Below are 23824 nucleotides of genomic sequence, written 5' to 3' on the forward strand. Positions count from 1 at the left end.
ACTATAAGAAAGTGTTCCACAACTTGAAGACTTTCGCGTCATTGATGTTGGCTAAGTTAAATTTTGGATTTTAATGTAACTCCTGTTTATTGGATCATTGTGCTTATATAAGTTCAAATCTTCCTTTTCATCGAAGCAATGAAAGGAATAATCTACAGCGGAAAAAGCTCAATCTTGCTTTTGATATAGGGATCTATATTATAGCGAGCAATCGGTTTTGCAGTATTGAAGTTATGTCACCTTAAAGTCAACATTGACATAACAGCACACAGTTTTGAACAATCATATATGAATAAAATGCGTAGTTAACGACATTTTTTCGTTTACTGCATTTGACAATTCAAAATACATTCAAATACGGAAGATATAATGACGCTAAGAATCATTGCAAAGTTGGACGTGAAACCACCTTACGTGGTGAAACCTGTCCATTTTGAAGGTTTGCGAAAAGTAGGAAAGCCGGCAGACCTTGCCCGAAAATACTTTGAACAAGGTGCTGATGAAATCATCTACATAGATATTGTTTCCTCCCTTTATCAAAGAGAAATTCTAATTCCTCACATTGAAGAAACCGCTGGAAAAATATTGGTACCCCTTGGTGTTGGAGGCGGTGTAAAGTCTTTAGCTGACTTTTCTAATTTGTTCCATTCTGGTGCAGATAAAGTTCTGATAAATACCGAGGTAGTACAAAATAATCCACAACTCATTGATGAGGCTTCTCACACATTTGGTGCACAATCGGTAGTACTGAGCGTAGAGGCTAAAAAACTGCCAACAGGCACGTGGGAATGCTATACCGACTGTGGGCGCATCCGCTCTAACAAAAATGTGCTTGACTGGGTAGTGGAAGCACAAGAAAGAGGCGCAGGAGAGATAGTGCTTCAGTCGGTAGACTGCGATGGTCGAAGAAGAGGTTTCGATCTTGAACTCATCGAAAAGGTAGTAAACCTGGTAGAGATTCCGGTAATAGCCGCAAGTGGTGCAGGTAGCCTGGAAGATATACTAAGGGTAGCTTCAATACCTAACCTGGGCGGTGTTGCAATAGCATCATTATTACATTACGACGAATACTCTGTCGAAGATATAAAGACTTTTCTTAGAGAAAACGGAATAGAGGTTTAAACATGTCAGAGCTAATTGGCATTGTAAGCAGCGGTAAAGCGGGAAACACATTTAGCATAAAGCAGTGCATAAAATACGCAGGGGGAGAATGCATAGACGTAACTGATGCAAAGACCTTGGACAGTGTTGACAAAATTGTTCTTCCCGGTGTTGGTGCATTTCATGATGCGATGGAGCAACTCGAAAGCTTGGGTCTTGTGGCTCCACTTCAGCAACAAATTAAGCAAAAGCCTACTCTTGGTATCTGTTTAGGAATGCAAATAATGGCCCGTGTCGGGTTTGAGCACGGTAAAACCGCCGGCCTTGGAATATTTGACGCAGAGGTAAAACCAATGATTTGTGAGGGCAAAGTCCCTCACATGGGTTTTAATAAACTTAAAATTGTGGGTGACCAAAAGATTTTAAAGGGTGTAGAAAACGAAACGTTTTACTTTATGCACTCATTTGAGCTGGTTAACTATACGGATATCATGAGCCTTTCAATTCACCAGGAGCACCAATTTGTATCCTCGATCGCTCAGAACGATGTTTTCGGAGTACAGTTTCACCCCGAAAAAAGTAGAGATGCTGGTGTGCAAGTATTCAAGAACTTTATTAACTATTAAACAAATTGGACAGGACAATGACCGAAACCACTGGTAAATATGGACTGCCTCTTAAGGTAGAGTTTTGCAAGCGTTGTACAATGAACAACCAGCGCCCCTCGTCTACCGTCGAGTTCAAACAAAAAGCAAACGAAAAAAAGAGAACCTTAGCATTTGATGAAGAAGGGGTTTGTGAAGCTTGTAGATACGCAGAGAAAAAGCGCTCAATAAACTGGGAAGAACGCCACAAGGAGTTACAAGAACTTTGTGACAGATTTAGGCGAAACGATGGCAGATACGACGTTGTTGTTCCCGGTAGTGGCGGAAAAGATAGTGTTCAAGCTGCACATATGTTGAAGTACAAATATAACATGAACCCGATTCTGATTACCTGGCCACCAGCGCTTTACACGCGAATTGGTCGACAGAACTTTGAGTCTTGGCTCAATGCAGGGTTTGCCAACTATACATACAATCAAAATCGGAAACTCCATAGGTTCCTAACAAAATCAGCATTTGAAAACTTAGGGCACCCTTTCCAACCTTTCATTCTGGGTCAGAAAAACCTTGCCCCGAGATTATCCGTTCTTCTTGATATCCCGTTGGTAATATTTGGAGAAAATGAAGCAGAATACGGAAATGCTATCGAAGACAACGAAAAACCTACGCGAGATTCCAAGTATTTTACATCTGAAGATGCAATTTCTGACTTAGTATTGGGCGGAGTACCGGCTGTCGATCTGATCAATGATTTTGGATTCAAGCTGTCGGATCTTGAAGCTTATTTCCCAGTAAGGCCAGAGGCAATAGAGGCCACTGGCACGGAAGTTCACTACCTCGGATATTATGTAAAATGGCATCCTCAGGAAACTTATTATTATTCAATTGAGAATAGCGACTTTCTGCCCAATTACCATCGTACAGAAGGTAGTTTTAGTAAGTACAGTTCTCTGGATGATAAAATTGACTGGTTGCACTATCACACGACTACAATTAAGTTTGGAATAGGACGGGCAACTTACGACTCAGCTCAAGAAATACGAAACGGGGATATAACAAGAGACGAAGGTATATCTTTAATCAAAAGGTTTGATGGAGAATTCCCTGAGCAATACATTCATGATTGTTGTGATTACATGGGTATATCTTTACAGAAGTATCACGATGTGATTGAGAAATTCAGAAGTCCTCACTTGTGGAAAAAAGTTAATGGAAAGTGGGAATTAACACAACCGATATGGAAAGAAGTTAGATAAAACGGAAACGGGACTGACACTCAACCAGTTCTATTGATTGAGTGGGGACTAATGAAATCAGTTCCCGTATTCGGCTGTCCCTTAATAGGGCTTGGACTGGTTTCATAGCGTTATCTTCTGGAGTGCTAACTAGATAATGACAGTGAAATTAGATGTCAGAAAGTAATAAAGTTACATGACATCTGACATTTTTCGCTAAACTTCTCAAAGAAGCAGGCTATTTCAATGTGGTATATCGTTAATAAATGCTCATGCCCAAGAGGAAATACACCAATACAGAACAAGAATCAGTAACTAAATGTCTCCAAATCACACATCTGTAGCAATCTTTCCTATCTAAAAAGAAAATATAGGGCTTCCCGAAATAAACGCACAAATGCCTGGAGGTTAACCGCAGATAAGTTGCTCGAACGATGCAACTACAGCAAATCGATATACTGATAAGATTATTGCAACTTCAGATTGCCCCATCGCAATGGACATTACCGGAAAATCAGGTGTAAATGTGTTGCAAAGGCTAGACGAACTTAGCTGAAGTATGAGTAAGGTATCGGATGCAAGCAGAAAGTTTAGAATATTGAGGATGCTTATGGTTTTCTTTGTGCACAAAGACTTTTAGTATTTAACACCATTTCCCAAGATAAACTTACAGAGAGTAACCAGTGAAAGATTATTGTTTTATTATCGCTGAAGCAGGCGTCAACCATAACGGTGACTTGGATTTAGCATTAGAGCTTGTTGATATTGCCGCACAATCAGGTGCGGATGCTGTTAAATTTCAAACCTTTAAAGCTGCGCAATTAGTAAGCCATGAAGCAGCAACGGCTGAGTATCAAAATAAAAATACAGGCCAGGTTGATCAGGCTTCAATGTTAAGTCAGCTGGAAATGTCTGAAGAGATGCATCACGCCATCATTGCCAGATGCCAACAAAAAAACATTGAATTTATGTCAACCGCTTTCGACATTGATTCACTAAACTTTTTACTTCAACACGGTATGCAGCGAATTAAAATTCCTTCTGGCGAAATCACTAATATCCCTCTCATCAGGGAAATCGCCCGGAAGGATGTCCCCATAATTCTGTCGACAGGCATGTCAAACTTATCAGAAATTGCAGATGCAGTAAAAGCGATATCCGACACTCGTGTCAAAATGGGTTGGCAGCAACCGTTATCAGAAATATTGACAGTGTTGCACTGCACCTCCAATTATCCCGCAAAGCCCTGCGACGTAAACCTCAGAGCGATGGCTACTATTGCAAAGGAATTAAATATACCAGTCGGCTACTCTGATCATACTCTTGGAGTTGCTGTATCTACAGGTGCAGTAGCAATGGGAGCGACCGTAATTGAAAAGCATTTTACCAAAGACAGAAGTTTACCAGGTCCTGACCAGGCTGCATCTCTCGAACCTGCTGAACTTTCAATTTTAGTTGAACAAATCAGAGTTATTTCAAAAGCCTTGGGCAGCAGTGAAAAGCGCCCGACTGAATCCGAGCTGCCAGTGAGAGAACTGGTTAGGAGAAGTGTGGCTGTAAACAAAAACCTTTGCAAGGGAGACACGCTATCAAGCGATGACCTGGTTTTGTTGCGACCAGCTACCGGAATAAAGCCAAGTGAGCAGGAATTAGTTGCAGGAAAAGTACTGCGACGAGACATTAGCTCTGCTTCAATACTCAAATGGGAAGATCTTAATGACTAGACGAGTATGTTACGTAACAGGTACACGTGCCGATTTCGGATTAATGCGTTCGACATTAAGAAAACTAGACGATGATAAGGAATTTGAACTACAAATTGCAGCAACTGGTATGCACTTAAACCCAACTTGCGGTTTTACATTTGATGAAGTGCAGAAAGAAGGCTTTGATGTCCATAAAGTCGAATCTTTCATGGAGGATGGAAGTCGTGAGTCGATGTCACTAGCGGTGGCGGATCAGGTAAAGGGACTAACCCACTTATTTTCAGAGCTAAATCCCCATTTAATATTAATTTTAGGGGACAGGGGAGAAATGTTGGCAGCAGCAATTGCAGCGCTTTACTTGTCAATCCCCGTAATTCACATTCACGGCGGAGAACAATCCGGCACAGTTGATGATGCTATTCGACACTCAATTTCGAAGCTTTCACATTTTCATTTTGTCTCCACAAAGGACTCACAAGCCAGGCTGATACGTATGGGTGAAAACCATGATAATATATACGTCACCGGAGCACCCGGGCTGGACGACATTCTGGCTCAAGATATTATTTCTAAACAAAAATTGCATAGCGAACTAGAAATTGACACAAATAAACAAATTGCTTTGGTGTTGTTTCACCCCAATGTTCAGGAAGACACGGTAGCAGGTGAGCAAATGGAAATATTACTAAACGCTATTCCAGAGCTACTCTTTCCAATCATCCTTCAACCTAATTCGGATGCAGGAAGTCATCTGATTCGCAATGCTATTTCGAACTTCGTCACCAACCATAAAGACTGTCGCTTGTTTTCTCATATAGAAAGACCACATTATTTAGGGCTATTAGCTCATGCAGATGTACTTATTGGTAACTCTAGTTCTGGCATAATTGAATCAGCAAGCTTTGGTATTCCCACAGTGAATATTGGAGATCGACAAAATGGTCGCGTGAGAAACGCTAACACCATAGATGTTTCAGTAAATGCAGCAAAAATCACAGATGCTATCCATACTGCAATGCAAACCGAAAGGAAAAAAGTAAGCAATCTCTACGGTGATGGTAATGCCGGGGAACGCATATTATCAATCATGAAGACAATTCCAATCAATGCATCAATCATTAAAAAAACAAACCAATACTAAATTGTTATTGGTTGGCGCGGGTGGCCACGCTAAAGTCGTTATTGAAAGCCTGAAAAGCGCTAATCAATATAGCAATATTGAAATCTGCGATGATAATCCAGAAAAAGAAGGCCAGTACATCTTAGGGCATAAGATCATTGCAAGCACACGGTCATTTGAGGAACCCTTCTATTTTCATGTCTGCATTGGTAATAATCATGCCAGAGAAAATTTGACCAACAGATATTTAAGTGCTGGAGGCAAGTTAATTTCCATTGCAGATAATAATAGTATTCTGGCTCCCTCAGCTTCAATTGGCGATGGAGTTTACATTGCAGCAGGAGCAATTGTAAGTGCAGAAGCCAAAATTGAGCGCGGCACCATAATTAACCATAACGCAATAATAGAACACGATAGTAGGGTGGCCGAGTATAGCCATATTGCTCCTGGCGCTACTGTTTTAGGTGGGGCAAAGGTAGGGAAAAAAGTATTTGCAGGCGCAGGTTCTATTGTGCTACCGGGGGTTTCGGTTACTGACGAAGTCGTACTCGGTGCCGGTGCAATAGCAATCAGAGATATTAATCAAAAAGGAAGTACCCAAATAGGTGTGCCTGCTCGAAACGTGCAACTTTAGGAGTGCATATTAAATGATGTCAAACTACACAGTTTATATAGGTTTGTATATAAAAGACGCATTAGAAGTCATTAATCGTAACAGCAAAGGGGCTGTGGCAGTTGTTGAAAGCGATGGTACGCTGATACAGCTTTTGACAGATGGTGATATTCGAAGGCTAATATTGGAAGGTTATGCCTTGGATACGAAGTTATCTGGCATAGTAATGAAACGACAAACTATCACCGTGGAAATAGGCACTGAAGCACATACTGCCAAAATGCTACTTGATGAACAAGAGATTGACCACCTTGTTTACGTAAATAAAGATAAAAGCGTCGCTGAAATAAAGCATAGGCGTGATCTTGACCCTATCTTACTTTCCAGCCCCCATATGGGCAAGGATGAATTAAGGTTCATAGAAGAAGCATTTAACACCAACTGGATTGCGCCTCTGGGGCCAAATGTAAATGAATTTGAAAAGCAAGTTTGTGAAATTACAGGTGCGAAACACGCTGTCGCAGTATCATCCGGAACGGCTGCTATACACCTGGCTCTGCTTAATTTAAATGTCCAGCAGGGCGATTATGTTCTTTGTTCTTCCTTAACCTTTGTAGCAAGTTGTAACCCAATTCTATATCAACAAGCCACCCCAGTTTTTGTTGATTCGGAGCCAAACACTTGGAATATGTGTCCCAAAGCTCTTTTAAAAGCCATGCAACATATACAAGACATGGGTGTTAAACCGAAGGCAATAATTGTTGTGAATCTCTATGGGCAAAGTTCCGATATGGATAGCCTGATAGAGATTAGTGAGCAATTTAATGTTCCGATTATTGAAGATGCAGCAGAATCACTTGGAGCCAAATATAAAGGCAAACACAGTGGCACTTTTGGTAAATTAGGTGTGTTCTCATTTAACGGGAATAAAATCATTACCACATCAGGGGGTGGTATGTTGATTTCCGACTCAAAGGAAATGATCGAACAATCACTGCACAGAGCAACTCAAGCTCGAAATAATGCGCCCTACTATCTTCACAGTGAAGTCGGCTTCAATTATAGAATGAGCAATATTTTAGCGGGCATAGGTAGAGGCCAGTTGAATGTTCTTGAGGAAAGAGTTAAAAGGCGAAGAGAGATTTACAACAGGTACGTTGAGGGTCTTAGCTCTATAACTGAACTAGAGTTCATGCCCGAATTGGAGGGCTATTATTCAAATCGATGGCTAACAGCAGCAACATTAAACCCGAACAAGACAGAGAAAAAGGTGACAGAATTACTGCAGCACTTAGCCAAGCAGAATATTGAAGCTCGTCACGTTTGGAAGCCTATGCATACACAGCCACTTTTTAAAGACGTAATATACTTTACTGCAACGGAGCACAGCGTCAGTGATTATCTTTTTGAAAATGGCTTGTGCCTACCATCAGGTTCCAACCTGACGGACACTGCTCAGGACCGAGTTATTCAAGAAATAAAACGCTTCTTTGAATAAACGCTCTATTAGGATATTTAGCGTAAAATCGGCGCTCAGGACGGAGATGAATAACTCTGGAGATTGGGCGCCTCCTATTGAATAGCGGAATGAAATGCTCCCGGTTGATGTCATGACGTTATCTTCTGCATCTAAAGCGTTTTTCAGCCTAGCCTTCTTTCATCTATTCAACAAACAAACCGATTGCACATATATTACGTAAACATCCGTCCACCCTATCAATAGGGTTTTAACATTCCATGGTAGCCGGACAGATATTTCGGCTTCATTTCTACGCTTTGTCAGCTCAGCAAGCAACAGGTTTAGCTAATCGAATGTAAGCGTCTACGCATCTTGTTCTCCACTTCCCTTAAATTGAATTAATCGTTTAGGCTGATAAAACCAAAAACACCAGTTTTCAAGCAGACAAAAGCTCGGATATCGCCTCCGGGGAACTAAGGAAATTGTTAACAGCAGTTTTGGAAAAAGTGATTGAAAGATTAATACTTCCCCTCACTCCCAGTTCCAATCAAAGAGTAAATCCATCGTCTACAATAATATTTTGACCGTTGATAAATTTCGATTGTTCGCCTAATAGAAAAAGCACCGTCCCACAAATATCCTTTGCATCAAGCATTCCCTTTCCCAATGTATTTTTACGATACGCATCAGAAAAAGACTGTGGTTGACGATCACACAGCCCTCCGGGGCTTACACTGTTAACCCTAAATCGACTATCATTTACATAATTAACAAAATACTTACCAAGGTGTATCAGTGCAGATTTAATTGCTGCATACTCTACCGGCATAGTCATTGGAGTACCTTCATAAATATCAAACTTAGGAGCGGTTACACCATAAATTGAGGATATATTTATCACTGAGATGGGCTTGCTATGCTTCATAAAATAATTGGCAGCATGTTTCAATACATTAAATGCCCCTCCCAGGTTTAATGCAGTATTCTCATTAAAGCTCTCGAGTGAAACATCTAAAACTGATTTCCCATATTCGCTATTTCGGGGATATGCAGAGTTGACTATCCCGGAGATATAAGTATCGCTTTTCAACAAGTGTTCTAGCGAAGAGTCATCGTTGATGTCAAGCTTTAGATACTCAAAATTCGGGTTAAGTAAACTTTGAGTAACCTTGTAATTTGAATGAATGTCACACCCAATTACCTTGTGTCCTTTACTTAATAAATCATCACAAATCGCTTTACCTAGCAATCCCAGACAACCTATAACTACCGTTGCACTCTCATTGTTGCTCATCTCTTTTCCCTTCTTTCACTAAAACTTCAGCAAACTTGAAATCCATCCAGTCATCAATATCTACAGCCCGCTCTTTTGGCACCTCAATTGTACATATATTACCATCAAACAAACTTTCGTTATTCAATATGTATTCAGGCGTAGTCACATACACAACCGTTGTAATATCATAAGATTTAGGTGCATCCTGACGTCTTTCTACTGATGAATCATGGGAGATAAAGCGCTCAAAATGCCCAACCTGATTTAGTTTTCCCATATTAAAATATGGAGAACGGCTAGACGGTGTGATAGCCAGACATAAATCACTATCCTCTGACTGTTCAAACTTTTCTAAGGCTAAGAGAATATCGGTTGAAATTCGCAACGGGCTCGTCGTAGGCAAACTAACGAACCTATCAAATGAACCGTAAACCTCTTGAACATAATTTACGGCATGCTGCCATGCAAACCACTCGGGGCTATCATCACAAGCCAACTCTGCTGGACGGTGAATGATAATTGCACCTTCACGCTCTCCTTCTATAGCTATACTTTTATCATCTGTAGATACGAAAACTTCGCTTATACCAGGGACCTGCCGAGCAACACGAATTGCTCGCGCTAACAATGATATGCCTCCAAGACTTTTTATGTTCTTACCAGGTAGTCCTTTACTCCCCCCCCTTGCAAAAATAAAAGCATGCACGTGTTTCAATTTGCCCCCCAAAACTGTTTAATTTGTTCGATAGTTTTAATAGTGCTGCTGGCTGAATTAAAATCAGCAAGCCTTGTCCTCGCTGGATGGCTTTTATCAACGAAGCTAGATAGCATATCTTTATACATTTGATTGCCATCATCATATTTTTCATCTATTACTTCAGGCAACTTATTTCGCCTATTCACCGTCAAGTGTTTTTGCATTAAATCCCAGCACATACTAGCCTCAGTCCCGACGACTGTTAAAAGTCTACTCGGAGTTTTCTGCAAAAAATCCAGATGCAAGCTTATGTGAGGTGCCAGCTCCGATGAAAACACAACATTTGCACAATCTTCAGCATCAATGTCTAATGAACCGGTATTATGAATGTCGGCCCACTGCACCCTAAGAGCGCCAAAAAGTTCTTGCAAATAGTCAACTTCATGACTCAACTCCAGCAGAACTCCCCCCCCCAAGCTAGCTTGAGCAGAAACTGAGTTTCGATAATCGGAGCCTGGCCGCCAGTCAGGTAAAAATTGTCCCACGCAACAACTCACATAAAGGATATCACCAAGTTTACCTTGCTCAATAATTTCTTTAGCCTCTTTAAATAGTGATAGGAATCTCAAACAATACGCCACATAAACGTCAGAACCTGTAGCCTTTATGTAGCTTTCAAATTTTTTTAATTCACTCACGCTGGAGGTAAGTGGTTTTTCTATTAAGACAGGAACTCCTGCTTCAATGAAGGGGATAGCAAGCTCTAAGTGCCGAGTAGCAGGCGTAGCAATAACTACAAAATCCAATTCACCAACAGGCAATTCCTTCGATGAACAAAAATAACGATCACAATTACTCGGTGGACTGTCTAACGCTCTACTTTGAGTTGGGGCAGCATATACTTTGCATTGAGGCCACAAATACTTGATATTTCTTCTGTGCCTTGTACTAATGTTTCCTAAACCTAAGACTGCTGCTTGCATATTAATCCTGTGGAAAACTAATTTGTATACTATATGAAAGAACCAAAGTATTGGAACAAACCCTCATTCCAGACCATAGTTCAACGAACTCATTAGGTGCCACTATATTTTGCATGTAACGTACCCACTTAACCACTTTTGAGATAGCCCACTTTATGGTGTGTATTATCCTAAATTATTGTTTCAATCACCGATTCCCATACAATTTTTTGCGTGCTCACGCGACGAATGAGAACCTTCCAACCTTCAGTAATGCCAGAAACGGCCACTCTCATAAATAATCAGCCAGGCAAAACGACAAAACATCACCTTTCACTTTTTCACTAAAATAGTCGTAAATTGTAAGCATCCCTGATTTTCTGAAACTTCCATTTTATCGAATCAATTTTTGAATTTGTCAGCTACCTTGAGCTTATCCTGGCACCACAAAGTTGTAGTTCCTTTAATACGCAGAAACCTTACTTGGACACTAATATTTCGGTTTCTTGAAAGCACCCTCCCTTCAGTATCTGTTGGCTCTTTCTGCGCCTCTGTAAACGGGTTATGCGGTTTCGTGTTGCGCAGCCTTTGTTACCGTTCGATTCTTGACCCAATTTTTCATCTTATTTCGATAAGGTACTTCGATAAAAATATTTAGAAAATGAGAGAACACAATGACAATTGCAATCACCAACATTAAAAGTAAAGTGCCTGTTGCCAAAGAGACGATTTGACTTGCATCTGGAAGTAGATAGTAATCCCCTCCGACTCTTGCCACAAAATCCTGAAACACGAACTGCAAACTCATATTGACAGCACTAAAGACAAATGTATGCGACATGTATACGGCATAGGACAAATTTCCAAACATCTGAAATGGCCTGGTACGGAGGACAACGCTAATCCCTCCCTTACCATACAAAAAGGGAAAAATAACCACAAAGAACACCAATGAGGCCATTTTAGCGCTGCTGAATGACTCTGCGGCAGATACATATGCAATACACACTCCCAGAGCGACGCATTCGAAAAAAGTGAATAAAGCTCTACTATTCAGACTACTAAATGATACATGAAGATAAACCTTATATAGCAGGACCCCCACAAAAAAACCGAAAATACAGCGATAAATAGCAAGTTCGTGAGAGGACTCCATGCTTAATGGTGAGACATATAATTGATAGCCAAACCAGAGAATAATCATACCATAAACAACCCGCCTAAACTTTGTAACACTCAGTAAAACAACTAAACCAAAAGCTATGTACGCAGCAAATTCAACACTTATACTCCAACTAGGCGCATTCCAGCTTGTATCTGGGAAAAAAGGCAAGGCATGTAGCAAAGTAAATTCGAGCACCAGTCCCAAAACATACCTGGTCCCTTGAAACGCTGAGTAATTAAAACTCGCGCTCATCGTTGATAGAACAAGCAGCAAAAGCTCAACCATTAAAAACAGAATTACCATTACAATGTGGAGGGGAAATAGCCTCCCCAAACGAAGCAGAATAAAGTCTCTTAATTGATTTAAATCGGAGATTCGTTTCTCGTAATTAAAAGCGATAATAAATCCACTCAACACGAAAAAAAAATCTACGAATAGCCACGAATTTTCAATGAATTTTATATCACTGAAAAAGTTTATGGCGTCGAAGTGAAACACGGCAACTAACAGTGCAGCTATCCCGCGCAGACCATCAACTTCCAAAAACCTTAACTGTCTCATGTTTACCTTTTACTTTTGATACATTGACTCGACAATTAAAAAAACGATTATTATGAGCCATTTATTTGATAATTAATATCTTCGCCTTCCGTTGACTATGCCTTGATTTATATTAATGAAACCTAAACTTTAAACACCATAACGCCGTATGATCATTGTCAAGAAAGGCAGAGCAGAGCGAGCCGATACTTAGCTTCGAAATTATATCGATTGAGCCAGTTAAATAAATCCTTTTTGTTTATTATTTATCTGCAAGGAAGGGGGACCAGTAACCAGATGAAATACCTATTTTTGTAGGAATGTACGATAATCCCACTATTTACTAAGTTATTTCTTCACAGATTAAAGGTGTCGTTGCAAAAGTTTTAAAGTACAATAATTAGTTCAAAAATGGATGATTCCCTATCCTAACCAAAAGGAATCTATAGCCATCAAGTATAAAGGAACAACGATGTATGAAAATAATCCTTACCGGCGCGTCTGGATTCATTGGAAGTAAGCTGTTTGACAGCTTAAAAGAAGCACATGAAGTAATAGGGACCAGTAGAGCACCGTCTAAATCACTTTCAAAATCTCCTGAAAATTCTGACCTGGACGGCTGGGTGAAACTAATGAATGGAGCAGATGCAGTTATACATTGTGCAGGAAGAGCCCATATTTTAAATGATAAAGCCCCTGACCCATTACAAGAATTTAGGGAGGCCAATGTCGAGTTCACAGAATGTCTGGTAGATGCTGCGCTCAAAGCGAATGTGAAACGATTTATATTTTTCAGTTCTATTGGGGTAATGGGGGATTGCTCTTTGGGTAAGCCATTAAAAGAGTCGGATGACTTAAACCCTACCATGCTTTATGCCATTTCAAAAAGAGAGGCAGAGGATCTCCTTAAAGCAAAATGCCAAAATACTTCAATGGAATTTGTGATTGTACGCCCTCCATTGGTTTATGACGACGATGCACCCGGGAATTTTGCCCGATTAATAAAAATTGCCAATACCAGTGTTCCCTGGGTTTTTGCAGCCATCAAAAACAAAAGAACAATGGTGTATCGTTACAACCTTGTAAGCTTAGTGCATACTTTGATTAACCATCCAGCCGCCGCCAACGAAACTTTCTTCGCCGCAGATGACGGTTTCATAAGTACCAGCGAAATAATTGAAAACCTAAGATTAGGGATGAATAGGTCTCCACTGATTTTTCCTTTGCTCCCATCAGTTATACTAAAACATTTATTTAAGATTATAGGTAAGGAAGCAATGTACCATAAGCTTTTTTCAGACTTTGAAGTATCCAATGAAAAAGCCAAACAATTGCTTAACTGGTCGCCAGTGTATTCAGCGCATGAGGCATTAAGGGAGACAGGAAGACAATTTATCAATGATGAGAGATAAGCCTTAAATGAGAAACGTAAACTTAGTTGTTGTAGCTCACCCTGATGATGAGATTTTGGGTTTCGGTGGTGCAGGTGCAAAATTAGTAACTAAAGGGGAATCTGTTCAGGCGGTCATATTGTGCGGTAATGTGAATGCCAGAGATAGAAGACCAACAGATGAACAGCTATATCAAGATATGCTGGCAGCAAATAAAAAACTGGGGTTTGAAGTACCTGTATTGGGAACTTTTCCAAACATTAAGATGAATACGGTTGACCATTTAAGCATTGTACAATTTATCGAAAAACAAATAATGGAGTTTCAACCCAACAGAATATTTACCCATCACCCATCTGACTTAAATGATGATCACGTTCATGTATCCAAAGCCTGCCTGGCTGCAAGTAGACTATACCAACGACGAAATGACGTAACCCCACTCCAATGCTTAAGCTTTATTGAAATTCAGTCATCCACAGATTGGAGCTACGAATATCAGGGGGCAAAATTTAGTGCAAATCATTTTGTAGAAATTAATGACACCATTGATAAAAAAATTGAAGCACTAAGTTGTTATAGAGGTGTAATGCGTGATTTTCCTCACCCGCGAAGCCCTGAGGCTTTAAAAGGGTTAGCCGCATATCGCGGTGGTCAATCAGGTCAGTTGTATGCAGAAGCGTTCCAGACCATTTTACTCAGGGAGTTTATTTAAATGTACCGTTCGTATTTTAAACGCTTGCTGGATATTCTCTTATCTTTAACAGCATTTATATTCTTATCTCCTTTATTTATTATAACTGCAATATTAATCAAGCTTTTCGACCCAGGCCCGTTAATTTTTAGTCAAATGCGAGTGGGAAGAGATGCTAAGGAGTTTCGATTCTTTAAATTTAGAAGTATGCCCGTTAACACAGGAGATATTCCATCTGATAAGATTGGAAAAGTGAAATTAACCTGGATAGGTAAACTTATAAGACGTACGAATATAGACGAGTTGCCGCAGCTTTATAATATTTTAATTGGTGACATGAGCATAGTAGGCCCAAGACCACCTATTCCAGCGCAAAAGGATCTTGTTGAAGCCAGAAAGCTGAACGGTTCAATAGGTCTACGCCCCGGCTTAACCGGGCTGGCACAGGTAAATTCCTTTGATGGAATGACAGTATCACAAAAAGCCGAATTCGATGGAATTTATACTAAAAACTTTGGTTTTTTGCAGGACTTGAAAATCATCCTCAACACAATTTTGTATCTATTCAAACCACCACCAACCTATTAAGGATCTCATTACGTGAAATTTGGATTTGTAACATGTGTCCAACTCGGTCTTTCTTGCATGGATGCTATTTATCGCGTCGGGCAATCATTAGATTTGGTAATTACGCTAAACGATAGTCAAGCCAGACAAAAATCTGGAAGAGTGTACTTGGATGATTTTTGCAACAAACATCAAATTCCATTGCTTAAATCTAATCATATTAATGATGAAAGTTGTATAGCCGCGATAAAAGCACACAAAATCGACTGGCTTTTCATAATAGGGTGGTCACAAATTGCAAATAGTGAAATTTTAAACGCACCAAATAACGGTGTGTTAGGTATGCACCCTACCCTCCTTCCCCAAGGAAGAGGTCGCGCTGCAATTCCCTGGGCTATAATTAAGGGTCTTAATAAAACAGGTGTAACACTGTTCAAATTAGATACAGGTGTTGATACTGGTGAAATAATCGCCCAAAAAGAAATTCTGCTGGATACCAGCACAACGGCCGCCTCTCTATATACTGAAGTAAACCGGTGTCATATTCAATTAATCGAAGAAGTCATTAATCCCCTTAGTAAAGGAGAGTTGTCTTTACGAGTGCAGGATGAATCGAAAGCAACAATATGGCCCGGAAGAAAACCTGAAGATGGTGAAATAAACCTGAAAGGTTCTGTTGTAGATGCAGAGAAATTAGTTAGAGCTGTTACAAAACCCTATCCCGGGGCGTTCTACTTTAACTCAGAGGGCAACAAAGCCATCGTTTGGGAAGCTGAAATCAGTAAAGAAAGGTTTTGTTCTCTAAATGACAAAGCACACCTCCAATTTTACGATGGGATACTCATTTTAAACAAAATTGAAGTTGTAAATACCCCATATGGATAACAATTGAAGTATTGTAATTGTATAGGCTACGGGAACTGTGAATTATAATATCTATCCTAAAGTGTATAAGTCCTGACCTAAACTGACACTTCTATTTGAAAAACAGAGAGTAACCCGTTTTGATATAGGTGCTGAATCTAAAATCAAAACAATAGGTAACTCTCTTGTTAATACTAACAATCCAATTATTAAACACAAAGCAGGTTTGCTTAATCTGGCCGAAGAACTCGGGAATGTCTCTAAAGCTTGTAAGGTTATGGGCGTTTCTGTGCCTGTTGAGTATGCAAAACGGGCAGCATAATATGAAGAACCTCATCGAAAAATTGGTACTAATTCAGGGGAAAGGTCAACCAAAAGCCTTTCATATTAATCTTTTGAAAAACTCAGTTTCATATAGGGCAGCAAATTTGGCAGACGCTTCAACAGGTACAGAAATCCAGATTTCTTTAAAATCAAAGCAAAATTGCCTATCACTGCTTGCCTTCTTTTGAATTCTTCATCGTATAATGTTCTGTCTATCATATAATCGATGATAGAAACATCATCATCCAGCTTTAAATTCAATGCTTGATAGTTATTTTTTGTAAAAGCTTTAACCTCTCTTTTTTTCACGAAATTTAAAGAATCCCAAAGCCCTACAATTCTGTTATTAGCTTCGAATGCTTGTATGGTTTTTCGAAACACTTTGTATGTGATTTTTTTATTTATAATAATTGGTATTCTTACGTGAGACTCATAAGGGAAGGAGTAATTGGGACATAAGACCACAATCCTACCGCAATCCATTAAAAGTGAGGAAGCCCACATGAGCATATCCCTCCAATCATTTAAATGCTCAAAAACATTAATACAATAGATTAAATCAAACTTTTTATTACTTTCGAATTCTTCATATTTAAGATTGTGAATATTCAAGCCTTTTCTTTGCACCAGGAAATTGAATTCCTTCAAAGCGGAAAAACCGTCACTAAATGGCTCAATCCCCTCAAATTCAACACAAGAAAACGATTCTGATAATTGCGCTAATAACAAGCCACTTCCACACCCTACTTCTAGTACACCTGAGCCAGGTTTTAGCGTTTTCACCTCATCAGAAATAAATCTAAAACCAAATTCGGCCTCTGCTATCCATGTTTCAGTGCTTGGTAATTTCAGTGCTTTAATTTGTTCAAATAATAAGGGCAATCTATTTCCTGTTGATATAAGTTCAGAATGACTGATTGGACTCAAGTTTAATTAAATAAACAGTATATTCAGCGACGAATCAACATTTAAAATACTGACGAGGTCAAACTCTTTAGTCCACTGTAAGCTTACTTTGATAAATTAAATGTTAAACTTTTTTACGAATTATTGCCCGTGTAACCTTTGTCGACTAATGCTAACAATAGAGATTAAGCCGCATCAAAGTATGAATGCACCACTGCTTTAAGGGTTATAGACACAGCTCTCAAAGATTTCATATTCCTTTAAATATATCACTTACTACACACTTGCAATTAATTACTTAGCTTATTTAGGCCTAACGATAATTGAAGACTGAATGCTTTGCTTCCTTTTTACCTATTGAGCTTTGTTAAAATTTATTCTATGAATGAGCACTTCACCTGGTTTCGATAAACTCATCAGGCGTAATATTATAAAAACTTTTTGCCCAACGGTCTGTAAGGGAACATCGACAGTCATTTTTTCAGTCAAAGAAATGTTACGTTGAAAGATTGGACGACCACTTTCACCGTCATATAAACCAAGTAATATAATAGAATTCAGCGATTTATCGTTCTTCTTATCTTTAGCAGATAAATCCAAACTTAGACTCCCCTCTTGTTCTATTTCAAACAGCGGAGACCACACCTTTTGATTTATAATATCAAGCTTAATGTGGTTATTTGTAAATACTAAATTGTGTACATTATAGGTATTACTCACCCAAAGCCCAGTATCAATGCCCTTATAAACTGTAAATGAACAGCACCTCTCGTTCCCTGGAAGCTTTTTGAAAACTAATCTGACGTCATTGGCATCTGCTTTGTATTTTGAATCTTCGTTATCGTTAACAAAATCTATTAATTTTGCGTCAGGGTAATTATAGTGCTGAGTATCACCCGGAATTGTGTACAAAAATCGAGCAGCTCCATACTGACGAATTCCCTTTAGGTTATCAACCACTGATTGTGATAAAAATATTGGATAGTCACGACCTGTATGGGTAACCAAGCGGGATATTTGCTCTGGCAATGTTTGTTTAGAATACGAGTATAGTCTGTTTTGCCACGCCAAAACTATACCACCAAAAATTAAAATAATGCAGAAAGTAAGTGACGAATATACAACTTTGATATTATAGGTTATTCGATTAGGCGTGGATACGCTCAGAGGCGTACGATGCAGCACAGAGGCACAAAAGCAAAATATAATGATCCATGGGAGACTGTGATCTGGAAAATAGTCCACTAAAAGACCAATCGACACAGCAAGAATAAAAAGCATAAGTGAGTAATTATGACGAATTCGCTTTAATACCGAAATATACAGTAAAACTACAACTATTAACCCTAACATCCCCGAATCGATTAATATCTGCAGAGGGAAAGAGTGAGCGTTATTTTCAAAGCTAGCACCTATGGATTCATTATATATTCGGAACCCCCCATTACTAATTCCCCACCAAGGATTCTCTTGGATCAATTGAGTCGCTCGCTCCCATATTATTAAACGATCAAATCCAATAAATGACCCGGAAAAGTCTATACTAAATGAACCGGCAGATATTGGAAAACCAAGCCTGACACTCTCCAAATAGGGCAAAAAAGCTCCAACTTTATTGACCACATGAGTGGGTACGAATAAAAAAAGCAGGTGCAGCAAAGCAATGAATAACAGCCCCATTAATATAAGTAATATGGGCCTATTTTTTGTCGAGTATATTAGCAAAGCAAAAACATATGCAGAGAACATCAATATATAAATTCGAGCTCCGCTAATAACTCCAGCAATAAGATACAAACACAGCAGGGTTATATAAATTAACGCTTTGTTTGAATTGGATTCATAAACAGCCCTGATAGACAAATGCAAAAAGACGATACTTATCATTGCAGCTATAGCACCAAAATCAGTACTAATTGCAAAAATGCTTCTAACATTTGAGGCAGTATCAATATTTCCAGAGATGAATATATTGTTTATCATCGTAGCAACAGGTGAACTATATTTCTGCAATACACCAACAAATACGATAAATAGAAGTGCCATAACCAAACCTAAGTTCTTAAGTTTAGAGCTGCATTGGCCTCCTGTGGAGGGGGCTTTGCTCGGGGTCAAAAACAATAAAATAAAAATCAGACAAAAAGATTGAATAACGAGAAATGGCAACCCTCGTGAGGAAAACGTAGAAAATGATTCAAACCTGAAAAAATTAATACCAAGAGAAATTAAGCAAAGTACCAGGTAGAGCATGAACAAAGACACTTCAAGCTTGTATCTTTGCCATAAAAATACATAGTTATTTCTTAACAAGGCTTTGTAGATCAGTACTAAAACACCGGAAAACAAAACTAATAGAGTTAGAGATATTTTATCACCGCCTCCAATAGGTATTGGCCCCAGTGTCGCTAACAACATTAAAACTAAAAAACTACCTACGTGACTGAATTCTGAACCATTGTTTTCACAATTCCGCGTGGTTTTCATTATTCTTGTCCTGCCTCTTTTTACTACTATAATGCGACAATCATTAGCCCTTGATTATTACTCCTAACACATATCAGTAAACAAAAGTAAATATAGCCAACCCCCAGCCTGCAAATTACTTGAGCGTAGACTGCAGTCTGAACATAAAATTAAGACACCTTGTTTATCTAAAGCCAAATAAAGCAGCAGGAACCAAAGCAAAAAATACTAGATATCCAAGCTATAAATCTGTAATTCACCAGTATTCTTAAAACAAACACTTCGACTAAGCATCTGCTGTTTTGACTTGCTTTTTATAATCTCTGACAATTGCGCGTGCATGTTGTTCAACTTTTTCAAGCAGTTGTTCCGGGTGGAAGTGCTCAGTATATTGTTTATGTGCGTTAGTTGAGTGTTCCTCCAACTTTCCTTTATTTTCGTAATAATAGCGAAAACACTCACAAAGCCCTCTATCATCCAAATAAGTCAAACCAGACTCGTTATGTTTTAACACCTGACTTGCAAAACCTTCTAAGCTTGAAATTAAAGGTCTTCCCGCCGCACTGTACTCCATAAACTTGTTTGGCAAATGCTCTTTAAAATTATCTGTCTTGATATAAGGCGCCAATAACAAGTCCGACTTTTGTAACAGAGAAAACACTACTTTAGCGTCTAATCGGCCGGGTATGATTACGCGAGGATTATCCTTAAACAACCACTTTACCGCTTCCAACTCCTCTCCAGAACCGCATAAAATTAATCTCAATGGAATACCAGATTGCTCAGCAAGATCGCATGATCTTTTCACCGTGTGGAAATCAAACATTCGACCGATTGTGCCAGCAAACGTGACCAGAAGCTCTCCTTCCTTAAGTTCAGACTGCCTAATTAAAGCTAAAGCTTCTTGCGTATGCCTTTCTTCCAATTTAGGGATTTCAAAGGGGATAAAACTGACGAAATCGTTATCCTTTTTAGTTCTACCCGCATTTTTTAATCCCCAGTTTAAGAAAGACTCATTTGCAGCCATTAAGTTAGTAGCAAGTCTTATTGACAGAGTCGAAAGCCCTTTGTAAGGACTCATTAACAATTTATACAGGAAATATTTACCGCCAGAAGTGGCTTCAAAAAACACATCCGGCCACAAGTCTCGAATATCCAACAGAGTAGGGACACCGGCAAGCTTACCATAAAGGGTTACAGCGAGACTCGACTCAGGGGTGGGGTGCGAGCAAATCACCAAGTCCGGCTTTGGAATTTTCCTTAAATAAAAGAAAAGTTTCCAGCCAAACACGAAGTGATCAAAAAAGCGGGCTATCGAAATATTCTTCTTGTAGCCTGTACTGTGCAACATTGTTGCGGCCTTTTCCATCAGAGGTTCTGAATCAAGATTTATAGTTTGACGATTTTTTTTGTTGTTATGGTCAAAGGAAGAAAACACCCATTCAACATTCACACCTCTGTTTATTAACCATTGTACCAACAAACCTGAGCGCCATAACCTTCCACCCTTTCCGTCACAAGGCAAGGTCTCTGAGTTCCGCACAATAATCACGCGGAATTTAGACACCTGCTACCCCGCTAAGCAAGTTAATACCTTCTGGTAGTTTGTTTCCAAAATAATAACTTGTGATAGCTACCCTTTCTCCAGACATTATTGGGGCTCCACGATGTAATCCTCTTGTATTTGCTAGCAGCATAGTGCCAGCTTTGCAAGTAACCTTGACCTCGCTTAAACCTAACATTTTAGTTACTTTCTCAATTTCAGTGTCAGTGAAACGATATTGACTAGACGGTAGACCTGTCGCTTTACAAAAACGATGGATTGACTCTCTGGTATGTGTTCCTTTTATATACGTTAAAGGTCCATTTTCAATTTCGACATCTTTTAAAAATAAAAACGATTTAAACTGATTGGTGTAGGGAGAATCTCTATGCCAGCCGCCTCCAGAACCCAAATTATTGTGGTTATTAGCTCTGGCCGTAACTATATTTGCCATGAGAACTTTATTGTTAATTTTCGGATATCCTTGAACAGCATGATACATCCTATCCACTGGAGGATTATTTGAGAAAAACTCAAATGACTTGTCTACTCTTTCTATCCCAAACAAGCGTATATCGGTTCCATGATCGTAAGAGATAATCGAATCAGAATATGCAGCAAAATTTGCCTTCACTCTTTCAGAAAGAGCATTTGCAACATCTGAACTAACATAATTATTAATAATACAAAAACCTTCGGTTTTTAAATGATTATACCATTCTAGGTTAAGCCTTGTACTTAACACTGCTTTATTGAGTACTGCAGCAAGATCACTAATTAATAACTTTAAATTTCCCATGAACCCCTCTTATCTAAACACGCATCCTAGTTTCAGGCACTAGCACATTTAAGCGTACAAAAATTAAAAACATCAACTGTATAAATGTCAGGCTTATAGGGTTAGCCAAATCAGGGAAACCATCGACTGTTGTTTGAAAAACAGACATAAGAAACAGCACTGGTAACAGCGCAAGTCGAGACTTGTTTGCAAAAATTCCATCTAAAAGTCTCACAACAAATAGCGAATATAATAACCCCAAAAAAAGTCCCAGCGGAAAAAGAGGCAAATAGAACATGGAACCTAATAACCCCGGCGTGGCGCCATTTCTATCATTTGCATTAATATAAATAAGTTCCGAATTAATTCGTCCTGTCGATGCTAACTCTGGTCGTGGTATATCTAGACCAAATAACACGCCAATACGAAATTGCAAGTTTTCCAGATTCCCCATAATTGCTGCGACCTGAAATGAAAAGTCTGCAATGTGTTCGTCCATCACCTTCGCAAGACTGAAAAGAAATATCGAAATTCTAGCCATCACAGCCTCAATGAAAGAACCAAAACCATCGTGTAGTAAATAGTCAACCGCTCTTTCAAAACCAATCTTGTTCGCCGTACCGAACAATACGAGAACAAAACCAATTACAAAGAAATAAAAGAGGCTTTTGAACAGGACCCTCATACCTGGTTGCCTCTTCATTGAGACGAAGTTCGGAGCAATATTGCTCGCTAAGCACATAAAAACAACTACGATTGCGACCATATCGAATGAGACGCTGGCGGATAAAGCTATCCCCACTCCCGAGAGTAATAAAGCCAATTTATTGTTATTGTTTAGGTTCCTTTCCTGGTGAAGTACTGCAATGCAGTAAACGATAAAAGCATTGATATAGAGTCGTATTAACATTAAATAAAGCATATAGGGAGCAGAATCAGAAAGGGGGTCTCCTTTATGTCGATACTGAAATCCATAGTCTTGCTGAAACAAAAATGAAAAATACAGAAATACCACTGCAACAAAAAGACTTACCAGCCCACTTTCAAGCAAGGTGAAACGTATATCTACAAAACCAATTCTAAGCTTTGGTAAATAACGATACAATAAGGCAAATAAAACCCCAAAAAGTATCACAAACCATATGGCCGCATGCATGTTGGGAGAGCCATCTAAATAGTCCAGGTAAAAGAATCCTGTCGTCACACCAAACAAGTAGGGCACAAAATAATACAGGACAAAATAAAGCATTAATACACTTAGCCCTACCCTCACATTCTAATCTCCTGCAGCCTTTGAGATAGCACGTATGTAGTAAAACGAGTGGTATTAAAAATTAGGAAAGATAAAGCAACTCCTTGCATACCGTTTGAAAGCAAAATAAAAATACTTAAGGCATAGGTACAGAGTGAAAGGAATTCTATCTTTAATATTTTTCCAAGATCACAGTTCCAATAATTGTAGTGTACCATCGGGCTAATGAGATTGTATAAAGCGTAACCTGCGACCAAAGAGAACATAGTAATATTATCAAGAACTAATAAATTGAAATAATTATTAAGTATTAAGCCGACTAACGCGGCGGTGATTGCAAAACCAACAGAAAATATTATATTTTTTGTATTAAAAACCAACTTCAATGGCTCATTTACTAACTCAATATATTCTGGTTTCTTCTTAGTGAGATAGAGATAATCGTAAACAACCACCAATATAACACAGATATTACAAAGTAATACGTATTGGTCTAAGTACATATTAAACTGATAAGAAACTACAAGTCGATCCAGATACAACACATTCGATACTAACAGTGT

General features: G+C 39.0%; 20 protein-coding genes and 1 pseudogene. 12 read left to right on the forward strand and 9 right to left on the reverse strand.

Going from position 1 to position 23824, the window contains the following annotated elements; genetic code table 11:
• Nucleotides 1–369 precede the first annotated feature (369 nt).
• From hisF to LJ740_RS12220, 7 genes are all read left to right on the forward strand, one after another.
• Nucleotides 370–1122, forward strand: a complete 753-nt coding sequence (gene hisF, locus LJ740_RS12190; protein WP_229529365.1) for an imidazole glycerol phosphate synthase subunit HisF — start codon at nucleotides 370–372, stop codon at nucleotides 1120–1122.
• Between the two features lie 2 nt (nucleotides 1123–1124).
• Entirely contained in the window at nucleotides 1125–1727 is a 603-nt protein-coding gene (hisH, locus tag LJ740_RS12195; RefSeq protein ID WP_229529366.1) for an imidazole glycerol phosphate synthase subunit HisH, read from the forward strand.
• A 17-nt stretch (nucleotides 1728–1744) separates the two neighbouring features.
• A complete protein-coding gene (locus LJ740_RS12200; protein ID WP_229529367.1) occupies nucleotides 1745–2962 on the forward strand; it encodes an N-acetyl sugar amidotransferase in 1218 nt (405 codons plus the stop codon).
• Nucleotides 2963–3624: 662 nt separating this feature from the next.
• On the forward strand, nucleotides 3625–4665 hold the full coding sequence (neuB, locus tag LJ740_RS12205; RefSeq protein WP_229529368.1) for an N-acetylneuraminate synthase: 1041 nt from the start codon (nucleotides 3625–3627) through the stop codon (nucleotides 4663–4665).
• Nucleotides 4658–5788, forward strand: coding sequence for a UDP-N-acetylglucosamine 2-epimerase (neuC, locus tag LJ740_RS12210; protein WP_229529369.1), 1131 nt, complete (start codon nucleotides 4658–4660; stop codon nucleotides 5786–5788). Before neuB ends, neuC begins: the two co-directional genes overlap by 8 nt.
• Nucleotides 5754–6401 carry an acetyltransferase gene (locus LJ740_RS12215; RefSeq protein ID WP_229529370.1) on the forward strand — a complete coding sequence of 216 codons (648 nt, stop codon included), beginning with the start codon at nucleotides 5754–5756 and terminating at the stop codon, nucleotides 6399–6401. Before neuC ends, LJ740_RS12215 begins: the two co-directional genes overlap by 35 nt.
• Nucleotides 6402–6414: 13 nt before the next feature.
• Nucleotides 6415–7878, forward strand: coding sequence for an aminotransferase class I/II-fold pyridoxal phosphate-dependent enzyme (locus LJ740_RS12220; RefSeq protein ID WP_324255610.1), 1464 nt, complete (start codon nucleotides 6415–6417; stop codon nucleotides 7876–7878).
• A 508-nt stretch (nucleotides 7879–8386) separates the two neighbouring features.
• On the opposite strand, the gene LJ740_RS12225 is transcribed toward LJ740_RS12220, so the two are convergent.
• From LJ740_RS12225 to LJ740_RS12240, 4 genes are all read right to left on the reverse strand, one after another.
• A complete protein-coding gene (locus tag LJ740_RS12225; protein WP_229529371.1) occupies nucleotides 8387–9133 on the reverse strand; it encodes an oxidoreductase in 747 nt (248 codons plus the stop codon).
• On the reverse strand, nucleotides 9120–9821 hold the full coding sequence (locus tag LJ740_RS12230; protein ID WP_229529648.1) for an acylneuraminate cytidylyltransferase family protein: 702 nt from the start codon (nucleotides 9819–9821) through the stop codon (nucleotides 9120–9122). Before LJ740_RS12230 ends, LJ740_RS12225 begins: the two co-directional genes overlap by 14 nt.
• 5 nt (nucleotides 9822–9826) lie before the next feature.
• Nucleotides 9827–10795 carry a Gfo/Idh/MocA family protein gene (locus tag LJ740_RS12235; protein WP_229529372.1) on the reverse strand — a complete coding sequence of 323 codons (969 nt, stop codon included), beginning with the start codon at nucleotides 10793–10795 and terminating at the stop codon, nucleotides 9827–9829.
• 541 nt (nucleotides 10796–11336) lie between these two features.
• Nucleotides 11337–12500 carry an acyltransferase family protein gene (locus LJ740_RS12240; protein WP_229529373.1) on the reverse strand — a complete coding sequence of 388 codons (1164 nt, stop codon included), beginning with the start codon at nucleotides 12498–12500 and terminating at the stop codon, nucleotides 11337–11339.
• A gap of 455 nt (nucleotides 12501–12955) precedes the next feature.
• Here LJ740_RS12240 and LJ740_RS12245 point away from each other — a divergent pair, with 455 nt between their 5' ends.
• From LJ740_RS12245 to LJ740_RS12265, 5 genes and pseudogenes are all read left to right on the forward strand, one after another.
• Nucleotides 12956–13891 carry an NAD-dependent epimerase/dehydratase family protein gene (locus LJ740_RS12245; RefSeq protein WP_229529374.1) on the forward strand — a complete coding sequence of 312 codons (936 nt, stop codon included), beginning with the start codon at nucleotides 12956–12958 and terminating at the stop codon, nucleotides 13889–13891.
• Nucleotides 13892–13898: 7 nt separating this feature from the next.
• Nucleotides 13899–14585, forward strand: coding sequence for a PIG-L deacetylase family protein (locus tag LJ740_RS12250; protein ID WP_229529375.1), 687 nt, complete (start codon nucleotides 13899–13901; stop codon nucleotides 14583–14585).
• Entirely contained in the window at nucleotides 14586–15152 is a 567-nt protein-coding gene (locus LJ740_RS12255; protein WP_229529376.1) for a sugar transferase, read from the forward strand.
• Nucleotides 15153–15209: 57 nt separating this feature from the next.
• Nucleotides 15210–16016, forward strand: a complete 807-nt coding sequence (locus LJ740_RS12260) for a formyltransferase family protein (protein WP_229529377.1) — start codon at nucleotides 15210–15212, stop codon at nucleotides 16014–16016.
• Nucleotides 16017–16167: 151 nt separating this feature from the next.
• Nucleotides 16168–16284 (forward strand): annotated as a pseudogene (locus tag LJ740_RS12265) (helix-turn-helix domain-containing protein); the annotation flags it as partial.
• A 98-nt stretch (nucleotides 16285–16382) separates the two neighbouring features.
• Here the strand turns inward: LJ740_RS12265 and LJ740_RS12270 are convergent.
• The 5 genes from LJ740_RS12270 to LJ740_RS12290 form a co-directional block, all read right to left on the reverse strand.
• Complete coding sequence (locus LJ740_RS12270) at nucleotides 16383–17201, reverse strand: class I SAM-dependent methyltransferase (protein WP_229529378.1); 819 nt, start codon at nucleotides 17199–17201, stop codon at nucleotides 16383–16385.
• A 378-nt stretch (nucleotides 17202–17579) separates the two neighbouring features.
• On the reverse strand, nucleotides 17580–19709 hold the full coding sequence (locus tag LJ740_RS12275; protein WP_229529379.1) for an O-antigen ligase family protein: 2130 nt from the start codon (nucleotides 19707–19709) through the stop codon (nucleotides 17580–17582).
• A 265-nt stretch (nucleotides 19710–19974) separates the two neighbouring features.
• Nucleotides 19975–21255: a glycosyltransferase gene (locus LJ740_RS23320; RefSeq protein WP_229529380.1), complete on the reverse strand. Its 1281-nt coding sequence runs from the start codon at nucleotides 21253–21255 to the stop codon at nucleotides 19975–19977.
• Nucleotides 21248–22030 (reverse strand): phytanoyl-CoA dioxygenase family protein, encoded by a 783-nt coding sequence (locus tag LJ740_RS12285; protein WP_229529381.1) that lies wholly within the window; start codon nucleotides 22028–22030, stop codon nucleotides 21248–21250. The genes LJ740_RS23320 and LJ740_RS12285 overlap by 8 nt, the downstream gene beginning before the upstream one ends.
• A gap of 13 nt (nucleotides 22031–22043) precedes the next feature.
• Entirely contained in the window at nucleotides 22044–23258 is a 1215-nt protein-coding gene (locus tag LJ740_RS12290; protein ID WP_229529382.1) for a hypothetical protein, read from the reverse strand.
• Between the last annotated feature and the right edge of the window lie 566 nt (nucleotides 23259–23824).

Origin of the sequence: Planctobacterium marinum (assembly GCF_020687805.1) — a bacterium.
GTDB classification, from domain to species: Bacteria; Pseudomonadota; Gammaproteobacteria; order Enterobacterales; family Alteromonadaceae; genus Planctobacterium; species Planctobacterium marinum.